The sequence below is a fragment of the Phytohabitans sp. LZ39 genome (assembly GCF_059359075.1).
The window spans coordinates 36709-51456 of the sequence record NZ_JCADBM010000029.1 but is presented as its reverse complement, the minus strand read 5'-3'; the positions used below and the strand labels follow the sequence as shown (position 1 = coordinate 51456).

Genomic DNA, 14748 nt, shown 5'->3' with positions numbered 1-14748 from the left:
ACACGCGTACGCAGCCGGTACGGGGTGACCGTCCCGTACCCTGGCCGTGTGCTGCGTCGGTCAATGTCGAGGGCGTGGTGGTGGCGGGAGGCAGCGGTCGTCGCGGTAGCGTTCGCGCTCTGCCTGCTCGGAGGTTTGCTGCACGACGACGACACGTTGGCGCCGCCACCGGCGCCGACCTACCTCATCGCCGCGGTGTCGTCGGCGATGCTCCCAGCGCGGCACCGCGCGCCCATAGCCACCACCATGGCCACCACCGTGTGCGGCATGCTCGTCGCGCCGTTGGGCCTGTTGCCCAGCCCACTCATCGTGGCCCCCGCACTCATCAGCGCCTACTCGCTCGCCGTACGCCGCGAACTGCGGGTAGCGGCTGCGGTCCTGCTCCCATCGGCTGCGCTGCTGGTCGCCTTCACCCCCTTCTTCGAGACCGACTTCTCGTGGGAGGACACAAGTAGGCTGGTAACCGTGGCCGCGTCGCCGCTCGTGGCCGCCGTATTCGGCCGCTCGGCGCAGCACCGGCGGGCCTACCTGGCGCTCATGGAGGAGCGGGCGCGTCGGGCCGAGGAACGTCGGGACAGCGAGGCCCGCCGGAAGGTGGCCGAGGAACGGGTCCGCATCGCACGCGAGCTGCACGACCTGGTGGCCCATCAGATCACCCTGGCCAACGCGCAGGCCGCCGTCGCCGCCCACCTCTTCGACACCCGCCCGGAGCAGACCCGCGTCAGCCTCGAGGAACTGGTCAAGACCACCCGCCAGGCGCTCGACGACCTGCGGGCCACCGTCGGTCTGCTGCGCCAGCCCGACGACACATCCGCACCCACCGATCCGGCGCCCGGGCTGTCACAGGTCCCCACCCTGCTGAGGGCGTTCCGCCGCGCAGGCTTGGAGGTGTCGATGAACGAGGACGGCACAGCCAGGCCGCTACCACCGGCAGTGGACCTGACTGCCTACCGCATCATCCAAGAGGCCCTGACCAACGTGACCAAGCACGCTCCCACCAGTAGCGCCCAGGTGCGCCTCGCCTGGCACCGCGACCACGTGACCGTCACCGTCACCGACGACGGCAAGGGCTCTCCCACGCCGGAGCGCCCACCTGGCTACGGTCTGATCGGCATGCGTGAACGAGCAACCGCGGTCGGCGGAACCCTCACGGCTGGCGCGCGCATCCAGGGAGGCTTCCTCGTCTCCGCCCACCTGCCTCTTCCAGCTGCCGAGAACACAGCACGGAGGACTGACGGAGCACCAGCAGAGGCCAGGGATACGCTGTGACGCTCCGAGTGATCCTCGCCGACGACCAGGCGTTGCTACGCGGTGCTTTCCGCACTCTCCTCGACAGCGCCGACGACATCGCCGTGGTCGGCGAGGCAAGCGACGGCAGGGAGGCGGTGGCCCTGACCCGCGAGTTACGTCCCGACGTGGTGGTCATGGACATCCGGATGCCCGACATGGACGGCCTCACCGCCACCTTGGAGATCTGCGCCGATCCGGATCTGCGTGCCACCCGCGTACTGATCCTCACCACCTACGAGACCGACGAGTACGTCGCACAGGCCCTACGCGCAGGGGCCAGCGGCTTCATCGGCAAGGGAATCGAGGCCCAAGAGCTACTGAACGCCGTGCGTACGATCGCCGACGGCGACACCCTCCTGTCCCCGGCCGCGACCCGCTCCTTGGTGGCCCGCTTCCTCGCCACGCCGGTCGACACCACACCACGCCATCCCGAACAACTCGCCGCACTAACCCCGCGCGAACGCGAAATGGTCGCTCTTGTCGCGACCGGTCTGTCCAACATGGAGATCGCCGACCGGATGTATCTCAGCCCTTTCACCGTCCGCGCCCACGTGCAGCGCGCCATGACCAAACTGGAGGCACGCGACCGCGCCCAACTCGTCGTCATCGCCTACCAGACCGGTCTTGCCCGCGCCGACCCCAACGGCAGCACCAACCAGGTGTGACGGCCAAACGAGGAGCCAGTGAAGCGCCACGCAACACCCTCAGTTGCGCCAACAGCCAACCCTCCGACTCGATCGGCGTAAGACGCGACGTACACCCGAAAGAGAAGCGGGCTGGTGGCCGTTCCGGCCCAGCGAAGCCTAGTCAGCTTTCGGCACCGGGCACTCCGAGGCGGTCGCCCTGGAAGTCGCCGGCCGCGCGGGCGGCCTCGTGCCCACCAACAAGCTCGCGCTCCGCGACCTGGTGATCCTCGGCGGCGCCGCGCCCGAAAGCGTGGACACATACGCCGAACGGGATCCGGACACCGCGCGACGCGTATTCGAACTGCACGACATCGGCCCGTCGGACGCGTTCGTCATCGCCTCGAACTCCGGCGGCAACGGATCGACCGTCGAGATGGCAAGGCTTGCCCAGGAGAACCAACTGCCCGTCATCGCCATCACCTCGCTAGAGCATTCACGTGCGATCAGCTCGCGGCATCCTTCCGGGAAACGACTCTTCGAGATCGCGGACATCGTCATCGACAACCGAGCGCCTTACGGGGATGCCGTACTCGAGACAGAGCACGGCCCGGTCTGCGCGGTCTCGTCGATCACCTCGGCCATGGCCGTGCAGATGATGGTCGCCCACGCCATCGACCGGCTCATCGCCCGCGGGTTTCCGCCACCCATATACCTGTCCGCCAACATCGCCGGCTCGGACGAGCACAACCAGCGGCTGGAAGCCCGCTACAAGGGCCGCATCAACCGGAGCGCCCTGTGAGCATCGAACCATCGATCGCGGTGTTCTGGCCGCCACCGCCGGAGGAAACCACCGTCCAGCGGTACCAGGAGATCGCGGACCTCGGGCGCCAACCTGGTGATCACCGGCAACTGACCGGGCCGTACGAGGACTACGTCGGCGAGTTCGTCGACACCGTCGACCCCAGGGTGCTCTCACGCCGGTCGCCCACCAGCTGCGCGATCTGCGGTCCGTCCACGTCGGACACATCGACCAGGTGCCACGGGGCGCGGACGTGTTCCGCCCGGATTCGTGGATCCGCTCCATTGAGGGCTCCGCCATCGCCGGCACTTTCACCGGCACCGGTCCGGATCGGCAGCTGTTCGTCTGCAACGCGAGCCATCGAGACGCCAGCACGGTCATCGTTAGGCTGGACCGCGAAGCTTGCACGGCCGACAGGTTCGACCCGCGGATCCAGACCTACCAGCCGATCGCCGGCCCCGACGTCGTGCTGTCACTGCCGCCCGCCGCGGGCAGCCTTCTCCGGCTGCGGTCGGCGTAGCCCGGCCAGGGCGTCGGTGCGTGGCCGCCGCCGGCTTCGAGAAGCTGTCTGGGGCTTGCGAGCGCCTGGCTCAGTGGTGATGTCAGTCGTTGAAGGATGGCCGCTCGGGGCGGACCAGGCCGGTTTGGTAGGCGATGACCACGAGCTGAGTGCGGTCGCGAACGTGCAGTTTGGTCATGGCTCGCTGGATGTGAGTGCGGACGGTCAGCGGGCTGACCACGAGGTACCGCGCGATCTCGGCGTTGGATCTGCCCTGGGCGGCCAGGCTCATGACCTCGCGCTCCCGTGCGGTCAGTGCCTTCAGCTCCTCGATCGCTCGCGGGAGGGCATCCATCGGCGCGGTAGCGAGAAATCGGCTGATCAGGGCGCGGGTAGCGGTCGGGGAAAGCAGGGCGTCGCCGGCCGCGACGGTACGAATGCCGTCAAGCAGCGCGTCGGCCGAGACGTCCTTGCCGAGAAACCCGCTGGCGCCGGCGCGTAGGGCCTGAGCCACGTACTCGTCGGTCTCGAATGTGGTGAGGATGAGCACCCGCGTGTGGGAAAGGCTCGGGTCGGTACAGATCGTGGTGGTTGCGGTGAGGCCGTTGACTCGAGGCATGCGGATGTCCATGAGTACGACGGTGGGTTTGTGGGTCCTGGCCAACGCGACTGCCTCGTCGCCGTCGGCGGCTTCGCCTACGACCTCCATGTCAGGGGTGGCCTCGATAAGCATCCGGAAAGTCGCGCGCAAGAGCATTTGGTCGTCGGCGAGAAGGATGCGGATGGTCACGGATCGCCCTTCGATCGTCAGCGCAGGATCGGCAGCTCGGTGGCGACGGTGAAGCCCCCGTCGGGCTGAGGCCCCGCGTGGAACCGGCCGCCCACGGACTGGACCCGCTCTCGCATACCGACGATCCCGTAGCCGCCGCCGGCCGGCTGTGAAGCGGTGGACTTGGCTGGCCCAGCGCCGTTGGCGATGATTATGGTCAGCCGATCGTCGCCGTAGGCGAGCCACACCGCGGCGGTACTCGTGCTGGCGTGCTTGGCCACGTTGGTGAGTGCCTCCTGCACAATGCGGTACGCGGTCAGATCCACGCCCTCGGACAGCTGCCGTTGCTCGCCCTCGATGGTGATCTCGACGTCGAGCCCGGCCGAAGCGAACGTGGCAGTGAGGTCGGACAACTGTGCGAGGCCGGGCGCCGGCTCGAGTGGGGAGCTGACGTCATCGGGCTGGCGTAGTAGACCGACGGTGGCTTTGAGTTCGCGCAGCGCGGCGGAAGTCGTGCCAGTCAGCTCGGTAAGGATCCGTTCCACCCGATGTGGATGCTCGCGCGCGAGGTAGGCCGCCGTGCTGGCTTGGGCGTTGGCAAGCGCCAAGTGGTGGGCAACGACGTCGTGCAGCTCCCTGGCGATGCGCACCCGCTCCTCGGCAACCCGGTAGCGGGCCTCTTCTTCACGGTTGCGCTCGGCGTACTCCGCGCGCGCGGTAACGGCGGCAAGGTTTTCCTGGCGCAGCCGGGCGGACTCGGCCAGGACGACCGGCAGCAGGAAGAAAACGACAGGGTTCAGGATGGTGAGGAGCAACGGGTAGCCGTGCCGGTCGCCGGCCAATGCGGCCACGACGACCGCCACCGTGGCCACCAGGTAGTACCTGTGGGTGGTCCGGCCGGGCAGGCGTAGGGCCAACTCGTAGAGGGCGATCATGACGGGAGCCAGGAGTACCGGGGTAACCAGATAGCCGAACCCGCCCCCGGCGGCGGCGCAGGCCGCGGTGACCGCCACCACGATACGGGGGTGGCTTCGTCGCCACAGCAGCGGCAGTGAGCTGGCGAGCGCGAGCGGTATCGCGGACCGCCAGCTCAGGTTGTCGGTCGCGGACAGGTTGCTGTTGAGCGCGAAAGGGCCGGACGCGGCACAGAGCAACAGCGCGATCACCGCTACGTCGACGACCCGCGGATGGTCCTTGAGATACCGACGCCACCTAGTCACCGGTAATCCCTATCAGCGTGACGGCCACCATGATCAGCGTACCGCGCCGGACACCTCGGCAGCCGGGGATGGCTCGATCTCATTGGGCTCGATGTGTACACGGGGCAGCCAGTTCAGCGAACGGGGCAGCCGCCAGTTTCGATCGCCGAGGATGTACATCGTCGCCGGGACGAGGATAAAGCGGATCAGGAAGGCGTCGAGCGCGACCGCCACGGCCAGCCCGAAGCCAATCTCCTGGAGAAAGCGCTGCCCACCCAGCAAGAAGGAACAGAAGACCGCGATCATGATGACCGCCGCGCCGGTGATGATGCCGCTGACCCGCCCCATCCCGTCATGCACCGCTCGGTCGTTGTCGTGATGTGTGTTCCATTCCTCTTGGATACGGCTGAGCAGAAACACCTGGTAGTCGGTGGACAAGCCGAAGACGATAGCGAACATCATCACCGGCAACGCGAAATGAACCGGGCCGCCGGATAGACCCGTCCAGCCAAACTGGAACACCACAATGACAGCGCCGAGCGCTGCGCCTATGGACAACAGATTCATGACGGCGGCCGTGAGCGGGATAGCCACTGAGCGAAACACAATCAGTAGCACAAGGAACCCGATGGCGACGACGACCGCGATGAACGGCACGAGTCGGCTACCAAGCAGGGACGCGAGATCGACGAAGGTGGCAGTGGACCCACCGACGTGCACGGCGACGTGCGTGCCGGCGGTGGCCTGAGGGATGGTCGTGTCACGAAGCCTGTGGACAAGGTCCGTGGTCTCCTCGCTCTGCGGAGAAGTCAGCGGGTAGACCTGGAGGACGGCGGCAGTGCCTGTAGGGCTCATGCGCGGCGGACTCACCGAGCCGACCGCGGGGTCCGACTCGACGGCATCCGCGAGGCGTTGAAGCACGGCGGTGTCGGATGCGGCCGGCAACGTCGCGGCGAGCACGAGCGGGCCGTTGAAGCCTGGTCCGAACCCCTCGGCGAGCAAGGTGTAGGCCTTGTGGGTCGTCGTGTCGGGCGGGTTTGCGCTGGCATCGGAGCTGCCCAGCCGCATGGTGATGACCGGCAACGTGAGGACCCCCAGTACCAGGATCATCGCTATGGCGAGCGGCCACCTTCTGCGCCGCAGGAAGTTGGTCCAGCCCTCGAGTCGAGGAGAAGGCGTCGTGGATCCGGCCGGACGTCGGCCGGGAACCCGAAAACTGTTGATCCGCGGCCCAAGGAGGGAAAGGACAGCAGGAAGCAGCGTGAGCGCGGCGGCCATGGTAAACGCGACTTCCACCGCGGACGTGATGGCGATCCCGTTGGTAATGCCGACGCCCAGCAGCAACATGCCCAACAGGGCAAGCACCACAAGCGCCCCAGCGAACAACACCGCTCGCCCCGAGGTGTTCACCGCCCCGGCTGCCGCCTCTTTCGGGTCACGACCCTCCGCCAGGAGGCCACGGAACCGCGACACGACAAACAGCGAGTAGTCAACGCCTACGCCCAGGGCGATCATCAAGGCGATAGCCTCGGTAGCGGTATTGATGTCGATGACATGGCTGATGAGGGCGTTGACACTGATGCCCGCGGCGATCGCCACCAACGCGGTGAGAATCGGCATCAGCATCGCGGTCACCGATCCGAACAGCACCAGCAGCACCAGCGCTGCGACGCCGAGCCCGACTCCCGTGGCCAGCCCTGGCCCCTGCGACTCGGTCTGTTGGACCGCCTGCCCTCCCAGCTCCACCTGCACTGTGGAAGTACGCGCGGCCTGCGCGGTGCTGATCACCGCGGTGATGGCTTCTTCGGGTAGGTCATTGGCTTGCGCGTCGAAGGTGACGGTGGCAAACGCCGTCTTCCCGTCCTTCGAAATGGCCTGCCCGTTTGACGCGTAGGGATCCGTCACGGTGACGACGTGCGGAAGCTGCTCCACGCGCGCGAACATCGACCGCATTCGGCTCTGGACGGCAGCGTCTGTCACACGTCCCGTCTCGGTATGGAAGACGATCTGATCACTGTCCCCGGCGGCACGCGGAAACTCCTTCTCCAGCACCATCCGCGCGTCCTGCGAGTCGCGGCCCGAGAAACCGAAGCTGTTCTTGTGGACCGCGCCACCGGCCAGCTGTGACAGCACCACCAGCCCTGCGAGCAGCATCAGCCAGGCCCCGATCACCCACCACCGGTGACGCACCGACCACCGCGCGAATGCCTGCACCTCTAAACCCCCATATCCGAGGTCCGGAATCAGTCCCCCCAGAGTCACACCCCGGAACCGTCGCGTCGTCATGCGTTTGCAGGCACCTCGTACTGAAATCGCACTACTCCAGCCGCGGCCGGAGAGTGGTCGTGTGCCAACCACCTCGCCGCAAACCCAGACCTACCAGCCGATCGCCGGTCCCGGCGCCGTGCTGTCACTGCCGCCGGTCGCGGGCAGCCTCCTCCGGCTGCGGCCGACCTGACTCAGCCATGACGATCCCTCGTACACAGTGGACACTGATGGAGACGGGCGCCACCGACCAAAGGTTGCACAGAAAACAAGACTGAGTAATTGTCCACATTGTAGTCTCCCTCCCATTGATGGCGGCGTACGGTGCGACGCGACGACGTTGATCACAACGGGAAGGATTGACGATGCACGTACGCAAAGTCGGCCTGGTGGCGGCGGTCGCGGTCCTCGCCGTGGCGGCCGCCTCGGCTGGCGCTTCGGCGCAGGCGACGACGACTACGCCAGCGGCGAGCGGATCACGCGATGCCGTCGCCGTCGCCGAGTTTCTGCGGCAAACCTTGGACGGGCTAGCGTTCCAAGAGGTTGTCGACCTGGCGCCGCCCGCGACCGCGCAAGGCAAGGCGCTGAATGCCGACGTCGACACCGACGCGACCACACCTGAGCAGCGTGCGCAGCAGTACGCCGCGGTGGCCGCCGCCGCGCAGCCGATCGTCCAACAGCCGCAGATCGACGCGTCGGTGCTCGAACTGGATGACGCCGGGCGCATCGTGTCGTCGGGGACCGTCCTGATGAGCCCGCAGTATCCGCATGGTGTCGTGGTGCCGGTCGATGCCAATCACCACACCACGGCCGTGCGCTACCGCCAGTGGGACACCGCCGGCTGGTACGCCAACCAGGGGCAGGGCACGATCGACGTAGTGCCGGGCAGGGAGTCCGCGCCGCTCGATTTCATGTCGCCGTATCCGGCGTCGGTGCTCAAGCTGATGGTGAACTTCGGGATTCTGCGTCTGGTCGACCAGGGCGTCGTCGGATTGGACGACACGTACAGCTACCAGCCGGAGACCGTCAGCCCGCTGTGCGGGCCAGCCAGCAGCAACACCATCCGCGCGTACGTCGACGCCTCCCTGACCGCGTCCTCCAACGCCGCGACCTGCGCGCTGATCAAGCTGCTGTGGGACCACAACGCGATGGACGGGCTCAACCAGGCGTTCCAGGATCTCGGTCTCGAGACGTTGCAACTGGTCGGCACCCGGCCGTCCAACGGCGGCAACTGGTCCAACGCCATCACGATGAGCTCACTGGACACCGCCAAACTGCTGGTGCTCGTCAACGGCGCCCGGGGGAGGCTGTGGACCACTCCCGCCGGCGTCCCGGTGACCGCCTCGTCGGCGCTCAGCGCCCCGTCACGCCAACTGTTCGCCGCCAAGCTCGGGCAGCAAGGCTGGAACTGGATGCTGTCGACCACGAACTACTGCGGTCGCGGATATCCGGCACCCGGTATCCCGCAGACCACGGCGAGCCGATGGATCGCCCCGGACGGCACCGTGACCGTGGACGGCAACCGGTTCGGGCAGGACGTGCGGCCCTGCAACAAGGCCGCCCAGGTGAGCTTCGCGCACAAGCCCGGCTGGACCAGCAACGCCGGCGCGGACGCCGGCATCGTGAAGTCACTGCCCGGCAAACCACACCGCAGCTACGTCATCACCGTGTTCTCCAACCTCGGTGACCGATACCAGGACCCCCAGCGCCCGGCTACGCCCACCGGCGTCGTCCCGGTCGAGTACACGCAGAAGTTCGCCCAACTCGGCGCGGCGATCGACCAATACGAGGTACGCCGCTGCGCCGCCCGCTAACCGCGTCGATCGGGGTCGGGCGGCCCGGGGTTCGAAACCCTGGGCCGTCCGCCCATCCGCGGATCTCGGACGGTCCGGGCCGCGTACGTGACCGCCACCAGCAGCGGGATGATGCCTGCCAACGTCCACGTGAGCCCGACGGCGTCGGCGACCCAGCCGATCACCGCCGGGGCGATCAGAATGCCGGCATAGGTCATGCTGGTAAACCGCGCCACCATCGCCGCGGCACCAGCGTCGGCTCCGTGGTCGCGGTCCGCGCCGAGGCTGCCGACCACGCTGTACAGGACTGGCAAGCAGGTGGCCAAGCCCAAGCCCATCAACGCGAAGCCGACGATCGCCAGCACCACCCACGGGCTGACCACGACCACGGTCAGGCCGGCCGCGGCGACGCCGGCGCCGAGACGGAGCATGACCGACGCCGACGTCCGGGCCAGGATCGAGTCGCCGACCAGGCGGACCAAGGTCTGGCAGACGGCAAAGGCGGCGTAGCCAATGCCCGCCATACCCAGGGTCGCCCGCCGCTCGTGCAAGAACACGCCACTCCAGTTGGCGACAGCGGCCTCGGCGGTCAGCGCGATGGCGCCCATCGCGCCGAGCACGAGCACCGGCCTGCTCCAACCGGTCCGCCAGGTCAGACCTGTGTCCGGCCGCCCGCCCGCCGTCTCGCCGTCGGCGGCGTTCAGCAGAAACCGTCCGGTCACGACAACGAGTGGCACGAGCACCGCGGCGAGGATCGCATAGTGGACGCCGCGCGACAGTCCTATGTGGGCGGCACCCGCGCCGAGGAGCGCACCGCTGACGCTGCCGATACTCCAGGCGGCGTGACAGCCGTTCATAATGGGGCGCCCCAGAACCCGCTCGACCGTCACGGCATGGGCGTTGACGCTGACGTCCAGCAGCCCGACGACAGCACCGAGCATCAGCTGCACGGCAGCCAACGTCAAGACGTTGGGTGCGACACCCATGCCGACCATCAGCACCGGTTGCACGAGGGATGCCGCTCGCACGAGTGAGCGGCTGCCGAATCTGACCGTAAGGCCCCTGGCGGCCATCGGCTGTCGCGGCCACCCGCAGGGAGACCGGCTGCCCCGGCGCGGCGCCCGGCAGCGCGGCCGAGAACCGGTTGCCGGCCACCCTGCGCACCGGCGCCTCGGTCCAGGTGCTCCCGTCGTCCGTCGAGGTCCACGCCCGCAGGCCGGTGACCCGCTGCGGGGATGTGTCCCGTGCCTGGTGGACGGTGAAGGCGGTCGGGCCGCCGGCTGCCTGGTCTGCCGGTACGGCGTAGTCGACCGAGAGGAGCGGCACCGGCGTGGACCCGTTGCCGGAGGGTGGCGCCGACCGGAACGTCCACGCCGTACTGACCTTTGTGGAGCGTGCCGTTGACCAGCATCCGGCGCAGGTAGGCCTGCGGGTCGCCGCGCGCGGCGACCTTCCGCCAGCGCACGTACAGCTTCACCAGGCAGTCCTGGAGCAGCTCTTCCGCACGGAGGGGGTCGCCGGTCAGGAGCCGAGCCACCCGCAAGTGCTGGTCCCAGGCCGTGCGCACGAAGTCGGCGTAAGCGGCGTCGCTCGTCGGCGACGCCATCGCGTGATCACTCACACCCCTCACACGTGGCAGTGCCGCCAAGGGTTGTCCGCGCCGCGGATCAATTCAGCCGATGACGTGACGCTCGCGGCGGAACGTACTGGCCCGTCGCGACGTACGGGATGTAGATCTCCCGGCCGGTGTACCGATGGCCGGAGCCACGTGGTCGTGCCGCTGACGGCAGCGTTGTCGGGCACATTCCGGCTGCGGCGATCGACAGCGTGGAGCGTGGCGTGAGCTTTCCTGCCGCGTTCGGGCGTGACATGCGGTGATGAATCGGTGTTGGCACGGTTTCCTGGTCGGGTTGGGGCTGGGACGATCTACCGGTGGGCAAGCGTGTGGTCGGCGCGGTGGTGGGGCTGCTGGTGGTGGCGGCGACGGCGGTGGCTGCGGTGGTGACGGTTGGCACCTATGTGTCCGGGTTCCGGTATGGCGCCAATGCGCCGGTGTTCGCTGTGCCGTTGGCGGTCGGGGTGTTGGTGACCGCTGGCGGGGCGGGGTGGCTGTTCGGTCAGGGTGAGCGGCGGGTCGGCTGGTGGCTGGCCGGCACGGCGGGTTCGCTGCTGCTGTACCTGGTGCTTGCCGCGGCCGCGGCCGACTACGCGGGTGTACGCGGGCATCGGGACGCTCTGGCGCACCTGCTGGTGTTCGCGGTCGGCCTGGCCTACGCGCCACCCATCACGTTGCTTCAGCTGACGTTCCTCGCCGCGGTGGACCGGATCGACGGGGGGAGTGCGCGCCGTCGCCGGTTCGGTGTGGCCGCCTTGTGGTACGTAGCCGTTTACACCGGGCTGGGCGTGGCCACCGGGTTCGAGGATCCGGCCTACCCGGGCCTGCACGCGGGCCCGCTGGCGGCTCTGGCGCCGCTGGGTTGGGTGCTGTCGGTGCCTTGGATGGCTTCGGTGCTGCTCGGCCCGGTGGTGGCGTGGCGGTCGCTGCCGCGGCAGCGTGGTGAGCGCCGGTTCCGGCTGTTGCTGGTCGCGGTGCTGTCGATCGTGCCGATCTTGACCATTGTGTTCTGCGTGCTGTCCGGGCTGCTGGCGTACGCGTTCGGGGTGTTGTCCACATCGGCCGGTGAGTCGGGTCTGTCGGTGGCGTTCTGCCTGCCGTTCGCTTTGTGCGCGCCAGGTCTGGTGTTGGCGCTGCGGCCGGGTGAGTTGTGGCGGGTGCAGCGGATGACGCCGGCGGTGGCGAGCACCGTGCTGACGGTCGTGATGGGTGTGCTGTTCGCCATCGTGGTGGTCTCGCTGAGTGCGATCCTCGGCGCCCAGTTCGGGCCGGGTGCGCTGCTACCCGTCGTGTTGGCGACGCTCGCGGTGGCGGCGGTGTTCGCGCCGCTGCGCCGGCGGTTGGTGCGGCTGCTGGTGCTGCGCGCCGACCCGGTGCGGGCGAGGGCGGCCGTGCTGGTGCGGGAGGCCGGCGCGGATGCTCGGGTCCGTCCGGCGCACACCGCGGAGCAGATCCTGCGCCAAGCGCTGGGGGACCCTACCGCCCGCCTGGTGCTGCGCCTGCCCGATGGGCACGGCTGGGTCGACGTGGACACCGCGCCGACCGACCCACCTGTAGCGGAGTCGCTGACATGGGTGCCCGGCGGAGATGGCGGGCCGCATGCCGCGGTGGCGCACACCATGCCTGCGGTGGACGCGGCCGGCGCGGTCGCTGAGCTCGGCCCGCTGATCGACCAGGCGGTGCTGGAGGTCGCGGTCCGCGACCAGGCACGGCGCATCGCCGTGGAACGCGAGCGTGCCGACGAGGCGGCCGCCACGGAGCGGCGGCGGCTCGAGCGGGATCTACACGACGGGGTACAGGGTCGCCTGCTGGCGCTCGCGCTGGAGTTGCGGATGGCGCAGCGCGAGCTGGGTGACGGCGCTGCCCAGTTGGTGCTGTCCGACGCGGTCGACGGCCTCACCACGGCCATCGAGGAGCTGCGCACACTCGCCGCAGGTGCCACACCGGAGCTGCTGAGCCGCCGCGGGCTGCACGCCGCTCTGGTCGACCTGTCCCAACGGATACCCGTGCCGGTCACGCTCAACGTCCACTCCGGACGCTTGCCGCCACCTGTGGAGACCGTGGCTTACCTGGTGATCTGCGAAGCGGTCACCAATGCGCTCAAGCATTCGGCCGCCGCCGCGATCACCGTCGGCGTCGCGGTCGAGGATGGGGCCGCCGCGGTCACGGTGACCGACGACGGGCGCGGTGGGGCGGACATCCGCGCCGGGACGGGGCTGCGTGGGCTCGCCGAGCGAGTCGGTGCGGCAGGCGGCCGGCTGGTGGTCAGCGACGCCCGACCGAGGGGTACCACGGTGGAGGTGATCCTGCCGTGCGTGTGGTGATCGCCGAAGACCTGGTGTTGCTGCGGCAGAGCATCGCCCGCATGCTCGCCCACGACGGCATCGACGTCGTGGCGCAGGTCGGCGACGGCGGCGCGCTGGTGTCCACTGTGGTCGCTGAGCGGCCGGATCTGGTGATCGCGGATGTCCGGATGCCACCGGCGTTCACTGATGAGGGCGCTCGTGCCGTGCTGCTGCTACGCGACCGCTTCCCGGACCTCGCGGTGGTCGTGCTTTCCCACGTCGTGGAGCCGGCGCTGGCGATGAGGCTCGCGGCGGACCGGCCGGCTCGCTTCGGCTACCTGCTCAAGGACCGCGTGTTGGACATCGACGAGTTCGTCGCGGTCGTACGCCGGGTCGCTGCCGGCGGCACGGCCATCGACGAGCACGTCGTGCGGCACTACCTCGGCGCTGCGCGCGGTGCCGGGCTGGCCGCGCTCACCGAGCGGGAACGCGACGTGCTGGGCCTGCTCGCCCAAGGACTGAGCAATGCCGCGATCGCCGCCCGGCTCTATTTGTCCGAGCGCACGGTGGACTCCCACCTCGGCTCCATCTTCACCAAACTCGGCCTGCCGCCCAGCGCCGAGCAAAACCGACGGGTCCGGGCCGCGCTCGCCTGGCTTAGCGGCACGAGCGCGCATCCCGATCCAGCCTGACCGGCGCGGTTCGGTGCTAGCTCCGATGTGTACGGCGCCCTGGCGGCCATAGCGTCGAGGACGACCCCGCCCAGCAACTCCTGGTTTGAGGCGGGCGGACCAAGGAGCATCACCATGACCAGTACCACCGCTTCCGTTCAGACCACAGCGGCGACGGCCGGCGCGGGTGTCGGCTTCGGCCGCCGGGCGTTGGCCGTGCTCGCGCCGGTCGGGCCGCTGGCGATGGCCGGCTGGGCGCTGGCTGTGCCGTACGCGCTCACCGACGATCCCGCCGAATGGATCCCGAAGGTAGCCGACGACATGGGCCGCACCGAGCTTTCGTTCTGGTTGCTGCTGGTCTTCGCGGTCACCGCCGGGGCCGGCGCCATCGTCACTGGCATGGTGGCCCGCCGCGGCTCGCTGCGACTCGGCACGATCGGCATGGCATTGGCTTTTGCCGGATTCAGCGCGCTGAGCTTCAGCGGCGCCGGTTACGACGGCGCTGCCGCGGCCACCATCAACGCCGGCCTCGACGTGCCGACCGCCGAGAACGTGCTGCGGGAGATCGACGGTTACCAGGCCACCGCCGTCGGCGGCGCCCTGTTCATCCCGCTGATGTTCATCGGTGTCCTGCTGCTGGGCATCGCCCTCTGGCGGGGCCGCACGGTGCCGCGCTGGGCCGCCGCCGCTGTGCTCGTGGCGTTCCCGGTCATCCTGGCAGGCGGGTTCGTCGCGATGGTGGTCAACGCGCTGGGCTGGCTACTGCTCGCGGTCGGGTTCGCAGCAGCAGCCGCCGCATACGCCGGCCGCGTCGACTGACAGAGATGCGCGTCGTGCTCGCCCGGCTCGCCACGGGTCTGCGCCCGCCACCCCACCTACCGATACGTGCCGAGCTCGCGTGGACCGCCCTGTTCACCTGAGCAACAGCGGCTCAACG

The 14748-nt window shown here is 68.9% G+C and carries 12 protein-coding genes and 1 pseudogene; 8 read left to right on the top strand and 5 right to left on the bottom strand.

Features of this window, described 5'->3' with window-relative positions; translation table 11 throughout:
* Window positions 1-48 precede the first annotated feature (48 nt).
* From AC5L36_RS39175 to AC5L36_RS39160, 4 genes and pseudogenes are all read left to right on the top strand, one after another.
* The gene (locus tag AC5L36_RS39175; protein ID WP_441223751.1) at window positions 49-1269 is read left to right on the top strand and encodes a sensor histidine kinase; all 1221 of its coding nucleotides are present in this window, start codon (window positions 49-51) and stop codon (window positions 1267-1269) included.
* Window positions 1266-1955: a response regulator transcription factor gene (locus AC5L36_RS39170; RefSeq protein ID WP_441223750.1), complete on the top strand. Its 690-nt coding sequence runs from the start codon at window positions 1266-1268 to the stop codon at window positions 1953-1955. Before AC5L36_RS39175 ends, AC5L36_RS39170 begins: the two co-directional genes overlap by 4 nt.
* A 157-nt stretch (window positions 1956-2112) precedes the next feature.
* Window positions 2113-2715 (top strand): annotated as a pseudogene (locus tag AC5L36_RS39165) (sugar isomerase domain-containing protein); the annotation flags it as partial.
* 253 nt (window positions 2716-2968) lie between these two features.
* Entirely contained in the window at window positions 2969-3235 is a 267-nt protein-coding gene (locus AC5L36_RS39160) for a hypothetical protein (RefSeq protein ID WP_441223749.1), read from the top strand.
* A gap of 82 nt (window positions 3236-3317) precedes the next feature.
* Here the strand turns inward: AC5L36_RS39160 and AC5L36_RS39155 are convergent, their stop codons facing one another.
* From AC5L36_RS39155 to AC5L36_RS39145, 3 genes are read right to left on the bottom strand one after another with little or no spacing between them, the layout of a single operon-like run.
* Window positions 3318-4004 carry a response regulator transcription factor gene (locus AC5L36_RS39155; protein WP_441223748.1) on the bottom strand — a complete coding sequence of 229 codons (687 nt, stop codon included), beginning with the start codon at window positions 4002-4004 and terminating at the stop codon, window positions 3318-3320.
* Between the two features lie 17 nt (window positions 4005-4021).
* Window positions 4022-5203, bottom strand: a complete 1182-nt coding sequence (locus tag AC5L36_RS39150; protein WP_441223747.1) for a sensor histidine kinase — start codon at window positions 5201-5203, stop codon at window positions 4022-4024.
* A 33-nt stretch (window positions 5204-5236) separates the two neighbouring features.
* On the bottom strand, window positions 5237-7396 hold the full coding sequence (locus AC5L36_RS39145) for an MMPL family transporter (RefSeq protein ID WP_441223746.1): 2160 nt from the start codon (window positions 7394-7396) through the stop codon (window positions 5237-5239).
* Between the two features lie 416 nt (window positions 7397-7812).
* On the opposite strand from AC5L36_RS39145, the gene AC5L36_RS39140 reads away from it, so the two are divergent.
* Window positions 7813-9261, top strand: a complete 1449-nt coding sequence (locus tag AC5L36_RS39140) for a serine hydrolase (RefSeq protein ID WP_441223745.1) — start codon at window positions 7813-7815, stop codon at window positions 9259-9261.
* On the opposite strand, the gene AC5L36_RS39135 is transcribed toward AC5L36_RS39140, so the two are convergent.
* On the bottom strand, window positions 9258-10313 hold the full coding sequence (locus AC5L36_RS39135) for an MFS transporter (protein ID WP_441223744.1): 1056 nt from the start codon (window positions 10311-10313) through the stop codon (window positions 9258-9260). The genes AC5L36_RS39140 and AC5L36_RS39135 overlap by 4 nt on opposite strands.
* Window positions 10235-10846, bottom strand: coding sequence for a sigma factor (locus AC5L36_RS39130; protein ID WP_441223823.1), 612 nt, complete (start codon window positions 10844-10846; stop codon window positions 10235-10237). Before AC5L36_RS39130 ends, AC5L36_RS39135 begins: the two co-directional genes overlap by 79 nt.
* 326 nt (window positions 10847-11172) lie before the next feature.
* Between AC5L36_RS39130 and AC5L36_RS39125 the strand changes: the two genes are divergently transcribed.
* The 3 genes from AC5L36_RS39125 to AC5L36_RS39115 all read left to right on the top strand — a co-directional run bounded on the left by AC5L36_RS39125 (window position 11173) and on the right by AC5L36_RS39115 (window position 14630).
* On the top strand, window positions 11173-13179 hold the full coding sequence (locus AC5L36_RS39125) for a sensor histidine kinase (protein WP_441223743.1): 2007 nt from the start codon (window positions 11173-11175) through the stop codon (window positions 13177-13179).
* Complete coding sequence (locus AC5L36_RS39120) at window positions 13167-13832, top strand: response regulator transcription factor (protein WP_441223742.1); 666 nt, start codon at window positions 13167-13169, stop codon at window positions 13830-13832. Before AC5L36_RS39125 ends, AC5L36_RS39120 begins: the two co-directional genes overlap by 13 nt.
* A 114-nt stretch (window positions 13833-13946) precedes the next feature.
* Window positions 13947-14630, top strand: a complete 684-nt coding sequence (locus AC5L36_RS39115; RefSeq protein WP_441223741.1) for a hypothetical protein — start codon at window positions 13947-13949, stop codon at window positions 14628-14630.
* The last annotated feature ends 118 nt before the right edge of the window (window positions 14631-14748 follow it).

Coding starts and splice junctions, on each gene's coding strand:
- AC5L36_RS39140 (WP_441223745.1), top strand. CDS start 7,813: ATGCACGTACGCAAAGTCGGCCTGGTGGCGGCGGTCGCGGTCCTCGCC.
- AC5L36_RS39135 (WP_441223744.1), bottom strand. CDS start 10,313: ATGGCCGCCAGGGGCCTTACGGTCAGATTCGGCAGCCGCTCACTCGTG.
- AC5L36_RS39130 (WP_441223823.1), bottom strand. CDS start 10,846: ATGGCGTCGCCGACGAGCGACGCCGCTTACGCCGACTTCGTGCGCACG.
- AC5L36_RS39115 (WP_441223741.1), top strand. CDS start 13,947: ATGACCAGTACCACCGCTTCCGTTCAGACCACAGCGGCGACGGCCGGC.